Annotated in this window: 19 protein-coding genes and 1 other annotated feature; of the genes, 1 reads left to right on the forward strand and 18 read right to left on the reverse strand. The window is 37.8% G+C overall.

Annotated elements, in window-relative coordinates; translation table 11 throughout:
* Positions 1-16 precede the first annotated feature (16 nt).
* The 13 genes from MKX67_RS16595 to MKX67_RS16655 form a co-directional block, all read right to left on the reverse strand.
* The gene (locus MKX67_RS16595) at positions 17-607 is read right to left on the reverse strand and encodes a Maf family protein (protein ID WP_095372399.1); all 591 of its coding nucleotides are present in this window, start codon (positions 605-607) and stop codon (positions 17-19) included.
* 247 nt (positions 608-854) lie between these two features.
* Entirely contained in the window at positions 855-1,793 is a 939-nt protein-coding gene (locus MKX67_RS16600; RefSeq protein WP_095372398.1) for an SPOR domain-containing protein, read from the reverse strand.
* A 149-nt stretch (positions 1,794-1,942) separates the two neighbouring features.
* Positions 1,943-2,626: a hypothetical protein gene (locus tag MKX67_RS16605; protein WP_095372397.1), complete on the reverse strand. Its 684-nt coding sequence runs from the start codon at positions 2,624-2,626 to the stop codon at positions 1,943-1,945.
* Positions 2,623-3,186 (reverse strand): hypothetical protein, encoded by a 564-nt coding sequence (locus tag MKX67_RS16610; protein ID WP_095372396.1) that lies wholly within the window; start codon positions 3,184-3,186, stop codon positions 2,623-2,625. The genes MKX67_RS16605 and MKX67_RS16610 overlap by 4 nt, the downstream gene beginning before the upstream one ends.
* Positions 3,187-4,116, reverse strand: a complete 930-nt coding sequence (gene pilM, locus MKX67_RS16615) for a pilus assembly protein PilM (protein WP_157733923.1) — start codon at positions 4,114-4,116, stop codon at positions 3,187-3,189.
* Positions 4,117-4,138: 22 nt separating this feature from the next.
* The gene (locus MKX67_RS16620) at positions 4,139-4,882 is read right to left on the reverse strand and encodes an A24 family peptidase (RefSeq protein WP_095372394.1); all 744 of its coding nucleotides are present in this window, start codon (positions 4,880-4,882) and stop codon (positions 4,139-4,141) included.
* Positions 4,883-4,900: 18 nt separating this feature from the next.
* A complete protein-coding gene (locus MKX67_RS16625; RefSeq protein WP_095372393.1) occupies positions 4,901-5,374 on the reverse strand; it encodes a type II secretion system protein in 474 nt (157 codons plus the stop codon).
* Between the two features lie 108 nt (positions 5,375-5,482).
* Positions 5,483-6,685 carry a type II secretion system F family protein gene (locus MKX67_RS16630; protein ID WP_322909636.1) on the reverse strand — a complete coding sequence of 401 codons (1,203 nt, stop codon included), beginning with the start codon at positions 6,683-6,685 and terminating at the stop codon, positions 5,483-5,485.
* A complete protein-coding gene (locus MKX67_RS16635) occupies positions 6,678-7,718 on the reverse strand; it encodes a type IV pilus twitching motility protein PilT (RefSeq protein WP_095372391.1) in 1,041 nt (346 codons plus the stop codon). Before MKX67_RS16635 ends, MKX67_RS16630 begins: the two co-directional genes overlap by 8 nt.
* Positions 7,684-9,372: an ATPase, T2SS/T4P/T4SS family gene (locus tag MKX67_RS16640; RefSeq protein WP_322909637.1), complete on the reverse strand. Its 1,689-nt coding sequence runs from the start codon at positions 9,370-9,372 to the stop codon at positions 7,684-7,686. Before MKX67_RS16640 ends, MKX67_RS16635 begins: the two co-directional genes overlap by 35 nt.
* A 13-nt stretch (positions 9,373-9,385) precedes the next feature.
* Positions 9,386-10,543 (reverse strand): hypothetical protein, encoded by a 1,158-nt coding sequence (locus MKX67_RS16645; RefSeq protein WP_322909638.1) that lies wholly within the window; start codon positions 10,541-10,543, stop codon positions 9,386-9,388.
* Entirely contained in the window at positions 10,540-10,932 is a 393-nt protein-coding gene (locus tag MKX67_RS16650) for a hypothetical protein (protein ID WP_095372388.1), read from the reverse strand. The genes MKX67_RS16645 and MKX67_RS16650 overlap by 4 nt, the downstream gene beginning before the upstream one ends.
* Positions 10,923-11,228, reverse strand: coding sequence for a hypothetical protein (locus MKX67_RS16655; protein ID WP_233435216.1), 306 nt, complete (start codon positions 11,226-11,228; stop codon positions 10,923-10,925). Before MKX67_RS16655 ends, MKX67_RS16650 begins: the two co-directional genes overlap by 10 nt.
* A 120-nt stretch (positions 11,229-11,348) precedes the next feature.
* Between MKX67_RS16655 and MKX67_RS16660 the strand changes: the two genes are divergently transcribed.
* Positions 11,349-12,884: a type II secretion system protein gene (locus MKX67_RS16660; RefSeq protein ID WP_322909639.1), complete on the forward strand. Its 1,536-nt coding sequence runs from the start codon at positions 11,349-11,351 to the stop codon at positions 12,882-12,884.
* A 126-nt stretch (positions 12,885-13,010) separates the two neighbouring features.
* Here the strand turns inward: MKX67_RS16660 and MKX67_RS16665 are convergent, their stop codons facing one another.
* The 5 genes from MKX67_RS16665 to hemL form a co-directional block, all read right to left on the reverse strand.
* Positions 13,011-14,309: a folylpolyglutamate synthase/dihydrofolate synthase family protein gene (locus tag MKX67_RS16665; protein WP_322909640.1), complete on the reverse strand. Its 1,299-nt coding sequence runs from the start codon at positions 14,307-14,309 to the stop codon at positions 13,011-13,013.
* A 72-nt stretch (positions 14,310-14,381) separates the two neighbouring features.
* Positions 14,382-17,027 (reverse strand): valine--tRNA ligase, encoded by a 2,646-nt coding sequence (locus MKX67_RS16670; protein ID WP_322909641.1) that lies wholly within the window; start codon positions 17,025-17,027, stop codon positions 14,382-14,384.
* A gap of 76 nt (positions 17,028-17,103) precedes the next feature.
* Positions 17,104-17,340, reverse strand: a binding site (T-box leader).
* A gap of 309 nt (positions 17,341-17,649) precedes the next feature.
* Complete coding sequence (gene ysxE, locus MKX67_RS16675; RefSeq protein WP_095372383.1) at positions 17,650-18,717, reverse strand: spore coat protein YsxE; 1,068 nt, start codon at positions 18,715-18,717, stop codon at positions 17,650-17,652.
* A gap of 110 nt (positions 18,718-18,827) precedes the next feature.
* Complete coding sequence (spoVID, locus tag MKX67_RS16680; protein ID WP_322909642.1) at positions 18,828-19,931, reverse strand: stage VI sporulation protein D; 1,104 nt, start codon at positions 19,929-19,931, stop codon at positions 18,828-18,830.
* Between the two features lie 367 nt (positions 19,932-20,298).
* Entirely contained in the window at positions 20,299-21,585 is a 1,287-nt protein-coding gene (gene hemL / locus MKX67_RS16685) for a glutamate-1-semialdehyde 2,1-aminomutase (protein ID WP_095372381.1), read from the reverse strand.
* Between the last annotated feature and the right edge of the window lie 16 nt (positions 21,586-21,601).

Below are 21,601 nucleotides of genomic sequence, written 5' to 3' on the forward strand. Positions count from 1 at the left end.
CTTTCCTCCTTTTTCATTATCCAAACAAATGGTGAGGAAGTGAATAGCCCATTTTGCGCAACTCTCTAATCGTTTGTGAAATAGGCAATCCCATCACAGCAAAATAGTCTCCGTGTATTTGTTTAACAAGTGTTGCACCAATTCCTTGGATCCCATAGCCCCCCGCTTTGTCAAAAGGCTCACCCGTTTGGATATAGGCATAGATTTCTTCTTCTGAAAGCGGCCAAAATTCAACTTTTGTAACAACAGAAAAACGAGTTATTTTATTAGCTGTTAGTATCGCTACACCTGTGTACACTTCATGTGTACCGTTCGATAGGTTCTTAAGCATAAGATACGCTTCATCTTCATCAATCGGTTTGCCTAAAACCTCGCCTTTTTGGACAACAACCGTATCTGAGCCAATAACAAAAGTATCACTTTCGTTATTGTAGACTGCTCTCGCTTTTCGTTCCGCCAATTCTTGCACAATTTCATCCGGCTTTAAATTGGCTTCAAACTGCTCATCAACATGACTGCCTTTTACTTTGAAAGATAAATTTATTTGTTCAAGTAGCTGTTTTCTACGAGGAGAAGTGGAAGCGAGTATGAGGGTTTGTGTTTGCATGTGGTTCACCTTACTTTCATCGTATTTCAAATTGGGAGATACTTCTCTATCGTATCAAACAATCCACCTATTAACAATTTTAAATCATCTAATAATATGAATTTCCCACAAAAAATAGCCCGAAGAAAATCGAGCTAAAGAGAGGTAATCTGCTAAAAATAAATATAGACAGTGAAATCAGTGTTTCATAGATTCAATTAGAAATAAAATTAAATTATTCCCCAGAAAATAATATACTAAGAAACTTTTAAGTTTGAACGATGACCGTATATGATTGTAGGAAATTTAAGGCTGCCTGTTGAGCGTCCTTTCCGTTATTAGCTTTTAGAGCAGTAAGCATTTTATCCTTTAATGCTATTAGGTCTTCATGGTTCAGTCCTTGATTAATCTCATTTAACGTACTTGAATATGCATTAATTTGTTCAGGGGACGCTTCACCTGTCAATAATTGATACACTTGGGGTGAGAGCTCTAAGATTTTCTTTTCTTCTGCAGTTAAACCTTCTACCTTAGCACCATCAATCGTATACTCTTTAGCAAACACTTCTGCACCTTGACCTTCTAATTGGGTACTCATAGTCTTAGCCGCTTCACTTGTAGCTGCTACTCCGATGATAAGTGTATATTGTTCTTGATTCTGGTGGATAAATGTAGGAATGCCTTTTTCCTTATACGAAGCAGCGATACCCTCTGCACTATCCTTGGTAGTAAAAACACCTCCTTGGACGATAAACGTATCTAAAGCAGGTAATTCTGCCGTCTCACTACCCGCAGTTACTGCTCCTGATGCACCTACTTGGGAACTTGCTGCGCCTCCTTCTGCCGTTTCCCCTTTATCGAGAACATTTAACATTACCAACCCAAATCCCGTTCCGATAACAACAGCAAACAGAATGGTAAAAAACATCGACGGGTTTAATTGATATTTCATTTGTTTAAAACTACTTTTCTTAGCTGTGCTTTTACTGTATTTGTTTTTCTTTTTCGTCACTTTTTCTCTATCTGCAAGTTCTTTCTCCCAATCTACTTCTTCTTCTCCACTTGGTAAAATCCAATCAAATTGATCCTCCGCTTCATTTTCCTTTGTGGCCGCTTGCTCCTTTACACCTTCTTCTTTATGCTTCGGTTGCCCGTCCTGATTTAATTTTATTGTGATTGTTCTCGCCTTTCCATTATGCTTGTCCATCTTTGTCCACTTCCCTCCCTCTTACCTTTTACTATTATTTTCATCACTTTATCATAGGAGAAAAAAAAAATAACAAGACTTTTGTCGTCTTGTTACAGAATGATTTCGTCAAATTCCATCATGGATAAAAACTTTGTCAAAGAAAGGCATCAGTCTCTATCTTCAAAAGGATAGGACTTGCCAGCAGCTTGATCATTGACGATTTTAGGATCATTTTCTTTTAAATCAATAGCGGTAGGAAAATGATAAACTGATACAACCATAGTGTAATCTCTTATACCATCTTTCACCTGGGTGATTTCGATTGATTCAATGGTTGTATACCGCTCTAGATGCTGTAATTCCTCTGTGAATGAAAGCCAATCCTCATAGCTTTGAGATTGCAAGTGCATGCTAATGACGGTCTTTTCTAATCCATTGGGCAACTTTACTTCAACAATACCTTCTTCTGATGTTGTCGAAATATCATTGATTGTTTCACTATTTGCCGTCTCATCCGAATGAACTCTTTCAACATTAATGGCCATTTGTGTAAGCTGAATCTTATTGACCGTTGCCGCTTCATCTAATAATAATAAAAACTGTTCTTCTAATGGCTCGATAGGTAGATGTAGTTGAGCATCTTCCCATTGTTCTGTCTGTGATACCGTTGCGGAAGAGCCTTGTTCCTTTAAGCTATTTAACCGTGCTTCTTCTGTAATGACCCTTTTTTTTATGGCCGATTCCTCTAACTTGAGTGGGTATAAGTAAAGAACGTAGGTTAATACAACTGTTATAAGCATGGATAAAACAATTACCAACAACCAATATTTACTTCCTTTGAACACAGTCAACGTTTTTCCTCCTCTACAATTGAGAAATAAGAGGGATCAAACGTGAAGGAGTAACTTGCTTCAAAACGAGACCGTTCCATTTCAGCTGCCTGTTGTTCATTAATCGTTGCTAAAGACGCATCTATAGACCAATCAGCTTGTTTAATACTGTGCAATAAATAAGCTGCTTCTCTTTGTGTATCAAATTGAACAAGCATCTCAACCTCATTTTTGTTCGATAGCTGCAGCGAAAGAATATAGCCTCTTGTTGGCAAAAGAGCTGTTAATTCAGATAAAAACCCGGTGATATTCACGCGTTCTTGTTCTAGCCAAGTTGTTGCATTCATTAACTCTTCTAGCGATTGTGATTGCTCTCTCTCATTCGACATTTCTGTTTGCTCTATTATTTCAACTTGTATATACGCTAATTCTTCCTCACTTGATTGGATACTTCTTTTTATTTTGTAGGCTCCTACGAAAATCGAAGCTAAGAGTAGCAGCAGGATGACCAACAAGATAACTATAAAAGTTGGGTTAACTAAAGGCTTTTGCTTTTGCAACAAATTTATATTGACCGTCATTTAAAGCACATCCTTTAACGCTAACCCCAGCACCTTATTCATCGAAGGTACAATCGTTTCATCATCCATTATTTTCCTAGCGTCAACAATAGCTATACGGCTTGTCATTCTACTACTTAAAAACAACTGAAAACTATGTATAATATTTTCACCACTTAATAAAACACTTGTAGTTGCATGATTGGTTTGTTGAAGGGTGAAAAAATGAAAATCTTGTAATCGATCCACTTCACGATACACTTCGGTAAATAAATAATCATCATTGGTTAATTCTATATTGTCATCATAGGGTAAATAATGAACAAGCATAGGAATGCCATGATGAATGATAGAGATATGAACACCTTGTTTTTCAAAATGAATGATAACAACACTCTCATTATCCTCTGCTAATCCTAAATAGGCGCTCAACCTCCATAAAGATAATGCTGTGATCTCTGCTTCTTCTGGGTAAACATTAGCTTGAGCGATTACTTGTTCAAACTGATGAACGAGCGTCTCCTCCGCAGCAACTAACAACACACGTTTCTCTTCATTCACCTCTTTATTAGGCATGAGGTGATAATCAAATACTGGTTGTTGAAATGGTAAATGAATGCTAGCCCCTATTTCCATATCCAAATATCCATGAATATGCTTTGCAGGCACTTCATCAGGAATAACTACTGACCTTACAACACTTTGTCCATCCGGAACTATAAATCTAACTTTTTTCCGATGAAGCTGCCAGTCTTCCACACAGCTTTGGAGGATTAAGGATAACCCCGTTTCATCTATTATTTTTCCTTCTTCAATGATTCCTTTTGCAATAGGTTTCACTGCTAGCTTTGTACCATAGGGAAACTGCCGCTTGTTCACTTGGCAATAGCGAATGCAATCATCCTCTATGACTATATTACAAAAGCTTTTTCTTAAGAAAGATAAAGCCATCATTTAAACTCCTTTGTCTAAACTAGAAGATTTGTAAATAATACAGCCATATTTCTTTGCCGAAAAAGTAAGCAGAAAGCGCTCCAGCTGCAATAAAGGGACCAAAGGGGATGGGGTTGCCTCGTTTAACTTTGCCTACTAGCATAGCTAGTAAACCGAATACAGCGCCGTAAATCGTCGCAAGGAAAAAGGTTAACAAGACAAGCTTTGCACCAAGAGCAAACCCTAATAACGCAAACAGTTTAATATCACCACCGCCCATCCCACCATTACTCACAACTGCAATGGCAAGAAGCAAAAAGAAGCCAATAGCGCAACCTACTAAACTATCCCACCAAGGTGAAAGTGGCCAAATCAATCGTTCTATTATAAAAATGACTGCAAAACTTAACAAAATACGATCCGGTATTAACATATATTGAATATCCGAAACGAAAATAATCATAAATAAAGATATCAACGTTAGAGCAAACAAAAGCTCTGGCGTCCAACCTAACGTGACAAGCGCAAGCACGAATAACAGCCCTGTTAACAGTTCAACAATAGGATATAAGGGCGAGATCCTCACACCACAGTGACGACATTTCCCGCGCTGAAATAAATAAGATAACACTGGCACCAATTCATACGCTTGTAAGTTATGGCCGCAGTCAGTACAAGCTGACCGCGGTTTTACAATCGATTTTTTCACAGGTACCCTCAAACCGACAACATTGTAAAAGGAGCCGAGGATGAGGCCTATGATAAATAAGTAGATTAGTAGTATGTGATTGACCTCCTAACTTTATTCCTTAACACTTTCTCTAGATAAGTCAGATTCTAGAACGGCTTCATTATTTCCATCAGAAACTGATCTTTCTCCGTTTGTTAAGAAAACTTTGTATGTGATATTGCTTTTATCTTTTTCAACTTCAACATAGGAACCATTTTTATTTTTATTTCTTTTATATCCATTTTTAACTTTATCTGGATCATCCATCTTTTCCAAATAACCAGATTCCTCTATATCAGCTAAGTATATTATTTTATTTCCATTGTTCTCTTGAATAACATCCTCTGAAGCTACCATTAATTTAGCTGAACTAATCATCTGCCTTGCATTGGCGACGTGAGCATCCTTTTTACTATTATCAATCAATCCTCCGATACTAGGCACAGCAATGGCAGCTAGTATACCAAGGATGACAACAACTGCTAATAATTCAACAAGCGTTAGCCCTCGCTCATTTTTACACTGTTTTTTCCATTTTTTCAACATGTTCATCTACCTTTCTATCTTTTTATTTAAAATAGGTATAATTACCTAAGTATATTATACTATTTTTCTGTGAAATAAATAGATATTTTTTCCTCTAAATGGTAGATATTATTCAACATGATTAAAAATATCAAACATAGGCACAACGATACTGATAACGATTGTACCGACGATAAGTGCTAAGATGATAATCATAAGCGGTTCAAGCAGCGCTTTCATCCGTTCGGTTGTCTGATCGATTTCACTATCATATAAATCAGCTACTTTTTCAAGCATCTCATCTAAGGAACCACTTCTTTCACCAACGGCAATCATATGTGAAAGCAATGGAGGTAGCAGACGATTCTTCATCGGCTTCGCTAATGATCTTCCTGTCTCAATACTGAGACTTGCATCTTGTAGAATAGTTTTTATTACCGTTAAGGAAGCCATTCTTTCCACTATTTTAAGTGCTTCTACAATCGATACAGAACTGATTAACAAGCTTGATAATGTTCTCGTAAATAAAGCGACCTCTTTAATAATAAGCATTCTTCCGATAAATGGGGTACGTAACAATAACCAGTCTCTACAACCTCTAAGGAGTTTATGATCACGAAATAGTAAAATCGTGAGTACAAGCACGAATAAGAAAAAGAGAATCATATACCAGTTCATCGTAAGGTAGTCACTAATACGAAGGACAAATATCGTAATGGCTGGAAGTTCTGCATTGAAGCCTGCGAACATTTGAACGAATGTCGGCACCACTTGTAGCATTAAAAATAGAACAACAAAAATAGCAATGATGCTGACAACAATAGGATAGGCTAGGGCAGATAAAACCTTGTTTTTTAGCTGATTTTGTTTTTCGTAATAATCGGCCAGACGGCGTACGACATCATCTAGCATCCCCCCGGCTTCTCCAGCATGTATCATATGAATCATATAAGGCTGAAACAAATCAGGGTGTTCTTTTACTGCTGCCGATAGAGGCTTTCCTTCATCCAAAGTGTCTCTCATACTTAATAATGCTTGCTTTAAACGTTTATTTTCCGTCTGCTCTGCTAACATATCTGTTGCCTCAATTACTGTAATTCCAGCTTGTAAAAGGGCAGCGAATTGCCTCAAATACACTACAAGCACACTTGTCTTTAATCCCTTTTTTATGGCAATATCTTTTGTCCAGAATGTTTCTCTCACTTCATTTAATTCGATAACCCGAAATCCTTTTTGCTCTAATTTAGTGACCGCCTCTTTTTTTGTCCAGCCATGAATGATTCCTGTCCGCTTTCCTTTTAAGCTTTTAGCGACATAGGAGAATCTAGCCATGACGTCTCCTTTCTTTTATAAAGGGAGAAGCCACCTCCGGAGAGATGAGCTGTTTTTGTAATAATTTCGTTACGCTTGTCTCTAGTGTATGCATGCCAATCTCTCTTGATGTTTGCATCACATTGATGAGCTGATGGATTTTCTCGTTACGAATAAGGTTAGCTACTGCTGCTGTATTCACTAATAATTCAGTAGCTACCGTTCGACCGGTACCCGTTTTTAAAGGCAAGAGTCGCTGTGAAAAAACCCCTACTAAGACGGATGAAAGTTGAAAGCGAATTTGCGTTTGTTGGTCAGCCGGAAAAACATCAATCATACGATTAATTGTTGAAGGAGCACTAGATGTATGCAATGTGCCTAGAACGAGATGACCCGTTTCAGCAGCTGTAATCGCTGTTTGAATCGTTTCAAGGTCACGCATTTCACCCACCAATATGACATCAGGGTCTTGTCTTAATGCAGCCCGCAACCCGTTGGCAAAGTTTTGTGTATCAAAACCGACTTCTCTCTGATTAATAATTGACCGATGATGTTTATGTAAATACTCAATCGGATCTTCTAAAGTGATAATATGCTTAGAAAAAGTTTCATTCATTTGTTGAATAATAGCTGCTAATGTTGTTGATTTGCCGCTACCTGTTGGTCCCGTCACTAAGAAAAGCCCTTGTGGTTGCTCAACTAATTTAGCTAACACCGGCGGTAAAGAAAGCTGATTCAATGTTGGAATGCTGACTGGAACAACACGAATTGCGAGGCTTATACATGACCTTTGATGATAAGCATTGACTCTAAAACGGGATAAACCAGGAATGCCATATGAGAAATCTAATTCCCCTTTTTCTTTAAACTTTTGCCAAAGGTGAATAGGAATGATCTCTTTAGCCATCTCCTCTGTCGCCTGTGGTGTTAATATTTCCTCTGTGATTCTTTCTAGCACACCATTGATACGAATAATCGGTTGAGTCCCTACACTAATATGTAAGTCAGATGCCTGTTTGTTATACGCGCTCGTTAACAAATCTATCATTTTCATTTCCCAAACTCCCCCCTTCCTCTAACATCGTTACTTTTAACACTTCCTCTAAAGTCGTCAGTCCTTGAGAGATTTTATGCAATCCGTCTTCTAATAAGCTTCTCATCCCAGCTTTCTTGGCTGCGATTTTTAATGTAGTAGTATCATGATCAGTAGTAATAATTTTTCGCAAAACGTCGTTTAATGTAAAAACTTCATGTAAAGCGATTCTCCCTTTATACCCTGTCATCTGGCAATGACTGCACCCTCTCCCTCTTTGTAAGTTTTCAGGTTCAATTCCTTTGCTAGCAAATACCGTTTGCTCATACGAAGTAGGTGTAACGGTTTCCCTACATTCAAGGCAGACTTTGCGTACCAATCTTTGAGCAACCACACCATTTAATGCTGAGCTCACTAGGAAAGGTTCAATTCCCATATCGATTAACCTCATCACCGTTGACACACTATCATTTGTATGGAGAGTACTTAAAACGAGATGCCCTGTTAAAGCTGCCCTTATAGCGACTTGAGCTGTTTCTTGATCTCTTATTTCACCGATCATGATGATATTTGGGTCTTGCCTTAATATAGATCTCAATCCACTAGCAAAGGTCATCCCCACTTGCTTATGAACTTGTAGCTGATTGATTCCTTTTAGAATTTGTTCAACAGGGTCTTCAATCGTAATAATATTGACTTCTTCTTTATTCATTTCATGCAAGGCGGCATATAAGGTAGATGTTTTTCCGGCACCAGTTGGTCCTGTAATTAGTACAATACCTGCCGGTTGCTGAATCATCTGCCTTATTTGCATTAAATATTCTTTTTGAAAGCCAAGATGTTCAAACTTCATAAGCCGCTCTTGCCGATCTAATATTCTTAATACCGCTTTTTCCCCATGAACCGTCGGAATAATAGACACCCTTATATCGACCGTGCGATAATCAATTGGTATTTTGATACGTCCGTCTTGTGCTATTCTTTGCTCGGTTGTATCCATCTCTGCCATGATTTTAATTCTTGAAAATAGTTCATTTTGGATTGATTTCGCTAATTCCCTCTCTCGACGTAATAACCCATCAACGCGAAAGCGAATAACAACACTGCTTTCTTGTGCATCTATATGAATATCACTAGCCTTCATGGCAATGGCACTACTTAATAATTGATCTATTAACTGGATAATCGGTGCATTCCTTCTACTTCTTTGCTTTCCTTGCCTTTCATTCCCAGCTGCCACTTCTTCTTTAGGTTCATCTCGATAATAGCGATGGATCGTACGAACAATATCATCTTTAGCAGCAATGGCTGGATGAATTTTATACCCTGTTGTTAATCGAAGATCATCAATTGTATAGTAATCTAGTGGGTCCGCCATCGCCACGAGGAGATGGTCACCCTCAAGCTTTAAAGGAATGACAAGATTTCTCTTCGCCACTTCCATTGAGATAAATTGCAAAATTGAGGGATTGATTGGATAAGCCGTTAAGTCCACATGAGGAATGCCCAATTGCCATTCGAGCGCTTGAATGAGTTGTTTCTCCGTTATTAATTCGCTTTGTAGTAAGGCATCCCCGAGCTTTTGACTCTTGTTCTTTTCCCGTAATACCTTCTCTAATGCTTCATGGGTGATAACACCGGCATCTATTAATAATTCACCTAATTTTTTGCGCAAGAGATTTCCTCCTTTATTTCTCCATTTTTTCGCCCTCTATCCCCCATAAATCATCACGCGGTTCACTTTCTTCATTAGAATCCTTTGTTACTTTTTTGTTCTCTTCATCTTCCCTACCGTCACCTCTCCATTCAATTGTAGATATGGGGGGATAATAATCTTTCAATCTAGCAAATGTCTCTATAAACATACCTTTTCGCTTCTGGCGCTCAATGACAACCCGTATACCTACGGCACCCTCTTCAATCATTTTCACACCGTCTGCTAACCCTTCTTGGTTATATACCTTTGTCAGTGGCTCAATTTGCTCCATCTCTTTTATTACGGCTTCATAATCATAAATAAATGGTGGCCCCATTAAAGTAAAATACATCCTCCCCCTGTTCTCTTCTATTTTGATTGTATAATTGACAGTATTAGGGTTGTAGAATTTGAAATCATTGTCCACGTAAGCTTCATATCCTGCCTCAGTAAAGCTTGGCTGCTTATTTTGAATGTATCTTTCTTCAATGGAAAAATTCGTATGTAAGGTAAGTTGATAAATGCCTGTTGCTATTATATGTAGATCATTTTCCTCACCGAATTGATCTAACACAGAGAAAAGGGAACGATTATCGATAGCAATGGATTGGGTATAGCCACTCCAATCAGCATCTACTTGTAGTACAACTTGAGCGAGTGGTTCTTGTACAAGTGTTACAGGTAAGTATTCCTCTATTTGCACATTATAGGATGTTTCTAATCTACTAACTTTATCTACAATGTCCTCATAGATTTTATTCATCTCTTCTTCATTCAACGTCAATTGTGAAAATAATTCTTCTACACGCTCATAAAATAATTGCTTATCATATTCAACAAAAAGTGGATTATTTGTTCCTTCTGTTAGTTCTTCAACAGTATCCTCCACGTTAAAGCGAAATAATTGCGGGTCAAGTATCCATTCTTCATCAAGGTAGGCAACCTTTATTTGTGCTTTATTTCGCCATTGTTCTATTTTTTGCAGTAACTTACTTTTTATTTCTCCTTCACTTAAACCTTTAATGACCACATCTGCCACTTTCGTTTTGCTTGAATAAATAGAAGGAGGAGTGGCATGAGCAACATACTGCCAAACGATGATGAGCAGAAGAATTAGTACAATACTTGTTAGAATTATTCTTGCTTTCATTTTTCTTCACCTTCATGTACGAATGCCATTGCAGATCCGCACTTATTTTTATAAATAGGGATTATACCTAACCCTTCTATATCCAATGCATTGTCACATTTACAAGCACTCGTCTCATCCTCTATCTCAACCCAAGATGTATCTGTAGCGAAAACCACACAGTGATGGTCAGATAGCGCAATTGCCTTGTTCCCTTCTTGGGTAGCAAATAGGGTTACTCCTACTTCAATCAAACGACGATGTTGAATATCAAATTGACTTTGTGTGATTTGTTTGGTTGATTGAAGGACACCTAACAAAAGCGGTGGGATGATAATAAATAGCAACAATATAAGCAAGAGAACAGTAACAAGTGCATACCCCTTTTCGCCATTTTCCTTTACTTGCACCTTGAACCCTCACCTTCAAGTTGTGATATACCATAGAGTTCCTCTAAAGGCTCATCTCCTTCCTTTCCAGTAGAGACAGTAACCTTCAGTATTGCTTTTTCTTCTACCATCTTCTGAATCACCTTAATAACATATTCTTGGTCGTTTATATCAACAGTTTCTTGACCGCACTTTCCCTCTATTAATGCTTTCTCTGCTAGTTGTAATGCAGTAAAATCATTCTCCGCTCTTGTTATTTGTCCGTTTGCATTGATAAAGACAGAAATAAACGCAGTAAGTACAATCGTGATTAACAAAAGAGAAACAATGACTTCAATGAGTGTTAACCCCTTTTGTTTTTTTAATAGTTTAAAAATTCCTCATTCACCTCCAGGTAATTATTATGTAAAATAAAGGTATGAAGGGGGTATAAAGAAATGGGTCAATATAACTATAAAAATAACATAGGTATGACATTAATTGAAGTACTAGCGACCATTGCTATCCTTTCAATTATTAGTTCTGTCATTTATGGTACTTTTATTTCAATAGAGAAAACAAAAAGTAAGACTTTTACTTCTGTCAATTTAAGGCAAGAATCTAACCTCATTATGGCTTATTTAAGAGACTTACATCAAGTAAAATATGCAACAACGCCACAATATTCTTTATCGCTACCTTCTTTACTATTAAGAAATGATATTCACTTCAAAGACATCTCGATTAAACCTGCTAATCAAAGCACAGCAGATCCTTATTGTAGTTATCATGAAGATGATGTGAAACCTCTTGAGGATTGCCTCATTTCTAGTGATGTTATTGATGTTCAATTCACTCTTGCAGGCGGAGAAGATACTTTCGGTGTTCATACAAAAATAAACAAACTGCTGATAGATAAAGAGGACGATTCCGGAAACGTGGAGAATCCCGGCGACGGAGAAGATAATGGCGAGGACCCTGATGAAGGAGAGAATTCTACTTGCTCTGACAGCTTTTATCAATGTATGATAGAAAGTCAACTATTTCTCCATGGTTCCTCATTTGCCTTTCATGGTAACCGAATCAATGGTAGCGATGCCACCATATATATTGGAGATTCATTAAAAACTGCCCAGATCAATGGCGGCGCCTTAAGTAGTGTTTCTAATCTATTTATAGATGGAGATGTAAATTTACAAGGAGGTAGTGCAGGGTTAGGATCAGCTTCTAAGCCAGGGCAAGTTTGTATTAACGGCGACTTTTCAGCCTCAGGTGGACGTTCTATTTATGGTCATACCGTTGTGAATGGAAGGGCCAATATTAAGGATACGACTTTTTATCAACCTTTAACAATAATGAAGGATGCAGTGTTACCTGGAGGAACATATAAAGATAACGTACATATTGGTGGTGACACATACATCAAAGATGCTTACTTTGAGAAGGCGCTTTTTTCTCATCAAGACTTGACGGTTGATTGGACTCCATCCTTTTCTCCTTCCGCTTTAGCAACATATGTTGGAGAATTGTATCATCCGAATAATATAGATTTATCCGCTTATCAAAAAGGATCATCTTTAGAAAAGTTAACGAGTTGTAGCATCCCTTCTTACCCTCTTCTTAAAACCAAACCAGCAGGATGGTATGAAGCAAATGGCTATGGTTCCTCAGTAAAAAGTGAAAATATGAAATTATTTGGCGAAGATATTACCATTTCTCCATATCTTGACGAAAAATACCGTTATATAAACTCCTTTTCAAAAGCAGTAATTATTGCTACCGGTGATGTATATATCGGTTCACAAAGTCAATGGATTGAACGATTTAGCGGAGTTGTATTTGCTCCATATGGAAGTGTAACCTTTTATGGAGGAGAATTTAATGGCAGTATCATTGCTAAAAATGGCGTTTACCTTATGAGTGGGGGAACAACAGTGAACTATATCCCGATTAGTGATTTTTTTGCTCAAGAAAAGGATTTCCCTCTTGAATAAGACACATAATGAGAAAACGCCAATTGCTCTATTCATGTTGGTCAACTAAAAAGTAAAGGGCGATTCTAAAAGTATTTGACGCCCTTTACTTATACGGCTACAAGCAATATCCATCGTAACCAATCATTATTGATGAGCAAAAAAACGCTTTACTTCGGAAATAAAGTATAGGGAACCTGTAATCACTAAAACATCATTTTCACGCATCATTTCCTTCGTTTCTTTTATTGCTTCTTGCCAATCAGCTGTAACTAAATGATGATTCTTTTGACTGATTGCAGACAGTTCCTCAGCTGTTGCCGCACGAGGGAAATCAAACCCTACAAAAGTAATCGCTTTCGCACAATCCTCCATTCTTTGAATCATGCCTTGCAGTGGTTTGTCCTTTAATGCTGCAAAAATAAAATAAATATCACGATCTTGATAGCGCTTTTCTAATTCGTCACAAACAGCAGCCATTCCTTCTTCATTATGTGCTCCGTCTAAAATCGTTAGTGGTGCTGTTGCCACGCGCTCAAAACGACCAGGCCAATACATTTTTTTCAAGCCTCTCTCTATGCTTACTTCTGAAATCACAAAGGAAAAATATTGATTCAGAAAATCAACCGCCATCAACGCCAAGCTAGCATTTTCTACTTGATGAACACCTGGCATCGATATTTCTAAATAGTCTCTTTGCCTAAATGTATTCTGAAAAGAAAAGGCCTCACCTACTTCTGTCGATACGATATGCTCCGCTTGGAATTGCTTATTTGCTTGATAAACTTTTGCATGTTTTTCTTTTGCTGTCTTTTCGATAACAGCCACTGCCTCATCTTGCTTAACACCAGTAATAATTGGTGTTCCAGGCTTTATAATCCCAGCTTTTTCAGAGGCAATCTTCTCAATCGTATCACCTAATATCGCTGTGTGATCAAGACCGATATTTGTAATGATAGATAATAGGGGATGAAGGACATTTGTTGAATCTAGTCTGCCACCTAATCCTACTTCAAACAAAGCAATATCAACCGGTTCAATATGGGCAAAATAATGAATCGCCATTGTTGTTATAATTTCAAATTCAGATGGCTCTCCTAGTTCTGATCCTTCGAGCTCTACTGCAAGCGGATAAATATCATTCACTAGCTGGACAATATCTTTATCAGAAATCGGCTTGCCGCCTAATGTAATCCGTTCATTGAATTGCTCTATATATGGAGAAGTAAATGTACCTACCATAATCCCCTCTGCTTCAAGGATTGAGTGGATATAAGCTAGTGTCGAACCTTTACCGTTCGTTCCCCCTATATGTATAACCTTCAGTCTTCTTTCTGGATGATTCAATTTTTCCATCATCCATTCCATCCTTTGTAATCCTGGTTTGATCCCAAGACGAAGACGAGAATGAATCCAACCAATTGCTTCTTCATATGTTGTAAACATTTCTATCTGCCACCTTTATTAATATAACCATTATAAGAGGAGACGATATTTCGCCTCCTCTCCTATTATACCTTATTCACCTTTTAATTCGTTCATTCTTGCTTCAACTGCTGAACGTTTTTCGCTATAATCTTGTTCTTTCGCTTTTTCTTCAGCGATTACTTTTTCGGGTGCTTTCTTAATAAAACCTTCATTGCTTAATTTTTTCTGAACACGTTCCACTTCTTTATTTAACTTATCCCATTCTTTTTGTAGACGAGCAATTTCTTCATCAATATTAATTAAACCTGCTAATGGCAGAATAATTTCTGCTCCAGTAACAATTGCTGTCATCGCTTTATCAGGTGCTTTTGCATCAATCGCAATGGTTAATTGCTCAGGGTTACAGAAGCGTTCAATATAACCAACATTTTTACTTAAAACCTTCTGTACATTTTCATCTTTTGTTTTGATGAGCATATCAATCTTCTTACTCAATGGTGTGTTTACCTCTGCACGAATATTACGTACAGAACGAATAATTTCCACAAGCAGTTTCATTTCTTCTGCTGCTGCTTTATCGGAAAGCTCTTCATTCACAGTCGGCCAAGAGGCAACTGTAATCGATTCTCCTTTATGAGGGAGGTTTTGCCAGATTTCCTCTGTAATAAACGGCATGAATGGATGCAATAATCTCATTGTTTGGTCTAATACATAAGCGAGAACAGATCTTGTTGTCTGTTTAGCCGCTTCATTTTCACCGTATAATGGCAGTTTTGCCATTTCAATATACCAGTCACAGAAATCATCCCAAATGAAGTTATAGAGGATTCTGCCCACTTCACCAAACTCATAACGATCGGACAACCTTGTTACCGTTTCAATTGTTTCATTTAAGCGCGTTAAAATCCATTTATCTGCAACCGATTTTTCATCGGTTAAATCAATTTCATCATAAGTTAATCCATTCATGTTCATTAAGGCAAATCGAGAAGCGTTCCATATTTTATTGGCAAAATTCCACGTAGATTCTACTTTTTCAAAGCTGAAACGCAAATCCTGACCTGGTGAGCTTCCTGTTGATAAGAAATAGCGCAAAGAGTCTGCACCATATTTCTCAATAACATCCATTGGATCAACACCATTACCTAGTGACTTACTCATCTTACGACCTTCCGCATCACGAACCAATCCGTGAATAAGTACATCTTTAAATGGACGGCCATCAGTAAATTCAATACCTTGGAAAATCATTCTAGATACCCAGAAGAAAATGATATCATAGCCGGTTACTAACGCATCAGTCGGATAATAGCGTTTAAAATCAGCACTTTCTTCATTCGGCCAACCTAATGTAGAGAATGGCCATAACGCTGATGAAAACCATGTATCAAGCACATCTTCATCTTGTTTCCAGTTCTCACTATCACTCGGTGCTTCTGTTCCTACATATACTTCACCTGTTTCCTTATGATACCAAGCTGGGATGCGATGGCCCCACCAAAGTTGACGAGAAATACACCAGTCACGAATATTTTCCATCCAGCGTAAATACGTATTTTCAAAACGATCTGGAACGAAGTTGACTTTATCTTCACCCTTTTGTAACTCAACAGACGCATCCGCAAGTGGTTGCATTTTTACAAACCATTGGGTAGACAAATAAGGTTCTACAACTGCTCCACTACGTTCTGAATGACCAACAGAATGAAGATGCTCTTCGATTTCAAAAAGAATACCTTCTTCTTGCAAATCTTTAACGATTTGTTTACGACATTCGAAACGATCTAGCCCATGATATTTGCCAGCATTCTCATTCATTGACCCGTCTTCATTCATTACTAGAATTCTTGTTAGGTTATGACGATTACCAATTTCAAAGTCATTTGGGTCATGAGCTGGTGTAATTTTTACTGCTCCTGAACCAAATTCCATGTCAACATAATCATCTGCAACAATCGGAATTTCTCTTCCAGTAATAGGTAGTTTCACCGTTTTACCAATCAAGTGTTGATAACGCTCATCTTTAGGGTGAACGGCAACCGCTGTATCACCTAGCATCGTTTCAGGTCTTGTTGTCGCAATTTCAATATGACCACTACCATCTGTTAATGGATAGCGCATATGATAGAACGCCCCTTGAACATCTTTATGGATCACTTCTATATCTGATAAAGCTGTTTGAGTAGAAGGGTCCCAGTTAATAATATACTCGCCTCTATAAATCAAACCTTTATTGTATAAAGCAACGAAAACTTCTTGTACAGCATCTGATAACCCTTCGTCTAGTGTAAAGCGTTCACGGTTATAATCTAGACCGAGACCAAGCTTAGACCATTGTTGTCTAATATGTCCTTTATATTCATTCGTCCATTTCCACGTTTCCTCTACAAACGCTTCACGACCAAGATCATAACGACTTTTTCCTTCTTCGCGCAGTTTTTGTTCAACTTTTGCTTGAGTAGCAATACCTGCATGGTCCATACCAGGTAACCACAAAACATCATACCCTTGCATGCGCTTCATTCTCGTCAAAATATCTTGAAGCGTTGTATCCCATGCATGACCAAGATGCAACCTTCCCGTTACATTTGGTGGCGGTATCACAATTGTATAAGGTTTTTTCTCCGGATCATCTTTTGCCTCAAAATATTTTCCTTTTAACCACCAATCATAACGACCTTGTTCAATAGACTGAGGGTCATATTTTGTTGGCATCGTGATATTATTCTCTTCCATCGCCTATTCATCCTTTCTCACATTCGCTTATCGTTAACAATCAAACAAAAGCAAAATAAAAAACTCCACTCGTCACAAAAAGGACGAATGGAGTTGCTTCCGCGGTACCACCTTTTTTTCAATTACCATAAACTTTAGTAATTGACTCTCGAATGGATAACGGCGTTCCCGTCTTTCGCTAATAATAGAACTACGTTCACGAAAGAAGCTCCAGGGCGACCTTCCAATGGGTTCGCTTAGAAAATCTCACAGCAATTGATTTTCCTCTCTTAAAGCAAAGCGCCAATGTACTCTTCCCTATCAAAGCTTTTCATTTGTTTGAATATAAAGTAATACTACCTAAAAATAGTCACTATAGTCAATAAGGATGACCAATTTTTTTTATTATATACATGATAATAAAAAAAGGGAACAAACCTGTAAAAAAAATTGCTCATATTTTGAGCCTGCCTATGTATGAGGGAATATGCGCGGGATGAGGATGCAAAAGAGAAATCCACTACCTAAATGTAAACTTTCGAGGAGGGGTAGAAAGGTATACCCTAAGATATAAAACTTGCTTTTACTGAGTGAGTTTGTTTACCATTTGGATTCTCTTAAAATGAATATAGGAGCCCAGGTTTTATCCATTTTGGGCTCCTTCTTGTTCTGCATTCGCCTTCTCAGCTGCTTCTTGTGCTTGTTTTTTCTGACGCTCAATTTCATCAATCCTCATAGCCACATATTCCGTATTTTTTAATAACCAAAATTGCCTTTGTATATGCTCTACATGCTTTCTTTCATTCTTTTTCGACTTACCATTATGATATTTTTCTGCTGCGCGAATGACAGGCCCTGGATGAGCAAAATAACTTTGAAATAACAGCATTTCATCTTCTCTAAACGGATAATGCTTAAAATAAGTGTAAATCCAATCGACAGCATCGTCCGCACGCTTCGGAAAGGTTTTTAATGACCTTGATAAGAACGGAAGAAGATCATGCATAGGTGAACTTCTCTTCGCTTCTTCAAAATTCAAAAAATAGCCATATCCGCGCTCATCATACAAGAAATGTTCGGTAGAAATTTTTCCATGTATAACAGCTGTACGAACTTTTTCCTCTTCCTTCGTTTTTTCGTACCAATCCTTTAATTTCTTCGTTGAGAAAGTTAAAGCTTGAGCGATATCATTATAATATTGTGTAAACATCAATTCATAAGGAGATAAATATTCCCTAGATTCACATGTTTCAATAAAACCATCCAAAAATTCACTCTGCTTTTCCCATTCTAGTAACGTATTTTCATAATGCTCTTCACGTTCTTCTTTGGAGACTTCCACTTCTTTCGTACTTAAGACATGCAAGCGAGCAAGTTCTCTAAACATTTGTTGATGCCGTTCAAATTGATCTTCTTTAATCTCATTAGCTAGCCAAGGCATTAAATAATACAGCTTTTGGTTGTGTAAAACGGCATACCTACCATCAACCGTCGGATAAATCGGGACGATCCGGTTATAACCCATTTGGTATAATTGCTGAATATAACGAATGAAGTCCGCACCATGATTTGCTTTTATTTTTTTTAAAGAAAAAACACCTTTGCTAGAGTAAACCTTTTGAACGCTACCAAAACTTTCGATGAAATTTGGCTCAAGTGCGTAGTGTTTTAAGATCGGACCATATTTTTTTAATCTATTTTCCTTTGCCACTTAGACCACTCACTTTCCTCGCTTACCTAAACTGTGTAAGTAAACAAGTGACACTGATAAAAATGCGAGCAGACCGATGAGATCTGCTCTTAATGTACTCCCCTTATCCGCTAGTTCGTAACAGCTACAGGGATATATAAAACTTGGCCTTCATGCACTTCTTTATTCAATTCTAGTTGATTGGCTCTCATTAATGTTTGTGGTGTCACATCATATCTTTCTGAAATAAGATCAATCGTATCATTAGGCTGGACAATACATACCTTAACCTTCGTCAATTGTTCTTCATCTTCTTTACGAGCAAAAAATTCCGTCAAACTCATGCTTTTCTTGCCCTTTACTTTTTTCTTTTGTGGTTTCACTTCTTCTGAAGAGGATTCAAGCTCATCTTTCAATTCTTCAAGCTCTTGAACTGGTTTTGTTTCTTCTACTTGCTTAACCTCAAAAATCTCTTCTGCTTCCTGCTTTTTCTCTTCATATCGATTAGCTATAAAAGAAACCTCTGGCATATCAATGGGTTCTTCTTCTTGGGGCTCAAGAATAGGTAAGGAGCGATTTAATACCGGTTCTTCTTCAACCACTTCTGGCTCCTGCTTCGCTTCAGCAACAAACACATCTTCATCTTTTTCATTCTCCTCTGGTAGGGAGAAGTTAATTTCTGTTGTTTGTTCTTCTTCACGACTGGTGTCTGTGTCTTCTTCTTCTTGATCCTGAACCGTTGAACGTTCTACCGTATCAAGTTCAAGCACATTATTCTCATCTTCAGTATATGCCACATGCTGTTGGTCACCATACAAACCAGATATCGTCAAATTAGCATGGAGTTTCATGCAACTTCTTTCAGGAAACATATAATCAAATGACTCTACTTGGACATCAATATCATCCAATCTCTCAATACGGTTATTCGGGATCGTAATATCTACAGGAAAGTAGTGTGTAAACTCACATACCCCCTCTTCCCTTTCTTCCACAGATTGGATAAACCTTAATGTAGATGGCGGTTCATTCATACTGTCCTCGGTTGATTCATCACGATGATATTCGCCTGTTAGTTCTAGTGCACCTTGAATCGTTACATACTGCTCACTATCCTGAATCGTTATATTCGGATCAAGTGAAATCGAAAGTAATTGTGATACTTCCTGTCCTTTTTGAAACCAAACGGATTCCTCTAATGAAAACCGCAAGTTCGACGGATTTCCTTGAGACATATTCGACTCCTCCTCCCATATCATCAAAAACAATAACATCTTTTCTCTTACACTTTATGAGGAGGAAAAGTGAATTATGATTACTTTACTTAGAAAGGAGCACGTCTTCGATAGAATAACTATATTGTTAAAGAGGAATAGATTAATTTAGGGGTTGCGAATTTAAAATCTCACATCTTTTCCAACAGAGAATTATTTTCTACATAAGTGACTATATCCACTTTGACTATTTTTCGATGTGAGCCTTTTTCTTTTTCATTCTAACTACCGTTGTTCTTCTCTTTGCCCCTCTCTCAAAAAGATTGGCATCTTTCGATCGAGAATAAAAAAGCGAACAAATTCCGGAATGGAATTGTTCGCTAAAAACTTATTTCAATTTCGCAAAAGCCTTTTCTGCTGCGGCAATTGTTTGATCAATATCTTTATCCGTTAATGCTGTAGACAGGAATAAACCTTCAAATTGTGATGGTGGAAGGAATACGCCTTGAAGCGCCATTTCACGATAATAAGAGGCAAAGAAGTCAAGATTAGACGTTCTCGCTTGATCATAATTAATGACATCTTCATTTGTAAAAAATAGTCCAATCATCGATCCTGCCCGGTTAATTGTATGTGGAATCTCATATTTTTCTGCTGCTGTTCTCAAGCCTAATTCGAGTTTATCAGCTTTCTTAATAAAGTTAGCATACGTATCCGGTGTTAATTGACTTAATGTTGCATAACCGGCAGCCATCGCAAGCGGGTTCCCTGATAATGTACCTGCCTGATAAATGGGGCCACTTGGTGCAACCTGCTCCATAATTTCTCGTTTACCACCGTAAGCACCAACAGGCAGTCCACCACCTATTACTTTTCCTAAGCAAGTTAAATCAGGTGTAACGCCGAAGAAACCTTGGGCACAGTTATAATCAACACGGAAACCTGTCATTACCTCATCAAAAATAAGAAGGGCACCGTATTCAGTTGTCACATCACGTAACCCTTGTAAAAATCCTTCTACTGGTGGGACAACTCCCATATTACCAGCAACAGGTTCAACAATGATGGCAGCGATATCTTCACCAAATTGTTCAAAAGCGTATTTAACACCTTCAAGATCATTGTATGGAACTGTAATCGTATTCTTTGCAATACCTTCAGGCACACCAGGACTATCAGGCAATCCAAGTGTAGCTACACCAGAACCGGCTTTAATTAAGAGAGAATCTCCATGACCGTGATAACAGCCTTCAAATTTAACTATTTTATTGCGTCCTGTGAAACCTCTAGCTAATCTTAATGCACTCATCGTTGCTTCTGTACCTGATGAAACCATACGAATCACATCAATTGAAGGAACACGATCGATGACGAGCTGTGCTAATTCATTTTCAATCAACGTTGGCGCCCCGAAGCTTGTGCCATTTTCGGCAACTTCCTTCACCGCAGAAACAACTTTTTCATTAGCATGTCCTAAAATCAGTGGTCCCCATGAAAGGACATAATCAATATATTCATTACCATCAATATCATAGATTTTTGATCCTTGGCCCTTCTCCATAAAAATCGGATCCATATCAACCGATTTAAAAGCACGCACTGGGGAGTTTACTCCACCAGGCATCAATTTAACTGCTTCTTTAAATGCGGCTTGTGACTTTTCATATGAACGCATAAACATCCCTCTTTTC

The sequence above is a fragment of the Cytobacillus sp. FSL W7-1323 genome (assembly GCF_038595015.1).
In the GTDB taxonomy this organism is placed as follows: domain Bacteria; phylum Bacillota; class Bacilli; order Bacillales; family Cytobacillaceae; genus Cytobacillus; species Cytobacillus kochii.

Coding starts and splice junctions, on each gene's coding strand:
- MKX67_RS16600 (WP_095372398.1), bottom strand. CDS start 1,793: ATGGACAAGCATAATGGAAAGGCGAGAACAATCACAATAAAATTAAAT.
- MKX67_RS16645 (WP_322909638.1), bottom strand. CDS start 10,543: ATGAAAGCAAGAATAATTCTAACAAGTATTGTACTAATTCTTCTGCTC.
- MKX67_RS16670 (WP_322909641.1), bottom strand. CDS start 17,027: ATGGAAGAGAATAATATCACGATGCCAACAAAATATGACCCTCAGTCT.
- MKX67_RS16625 (WP_095372393.1), bottom strand. CDS start 5,374: ATGTTGAAAAAATGGAAAAAACAGTGTAAAAATGAGCGAGGGCTAACG.
- pilM (WP_157733923.1), bottom strand. CDS start 4,116: ATGGCTTTATCTTTCTTAAGAAAAAGCTTTTGTAATATAGTCATAGAG.
- hemL (WP_095372381.1), bottom strand. CDS start 21,585: ATGCGTTCATATGAAAAGTCACAAGCCGCATTTAAAGAAGCAGTTAAA.
- MKX67_RS16635 (WP_095372391.1), bottom strand. CDS start 7,718: ATGAAAATGATAGATTTGTTAACGAGCGCGTATAACAAACAGGCATCT.
- MKX67_RS16595 (WP_095372399.1), bottom strand. CDS start 607: ATGCAAACACAAACCCTCATACTCGCTTCCACTTCTCCTCGTAGAAAA.
- spoVID (WP_322909642.1), bottom strand. CDS start 19,931: ATGTCTCAAGGAAATCCGTCGAACTTGCGGTTTTCATTAGAGGAATCC.
- MKX67_RS16665 (WP_322909640.1), bottom strand. CDS start 14,309: ATGTTTACAACATATGAAGAAGCAATTGGTTGGATTCATTCTCGTCTT.
- MKX67_RS16660 (WP_322909639.1), top strand. CDS start 11,349: ATGGGTCAATATAACTATAAAAATAACATAGGTATGACATTAATTGAA.
- MKX67_RS16610 (WP_095372396.1), bottom strand. CDS start 3,186: ATGACGGTCAATATAAATTTGTTGCAAAAGCAAAAGCCTTTAGTTAAC.
- MKX67_RS16630 (WP_322909636.1), bottom strand. CDS start 6,685: ATGGCTAGATTCTCCTATGTCGCTAAAAGCTTAAAAGGAAAGCGGACA.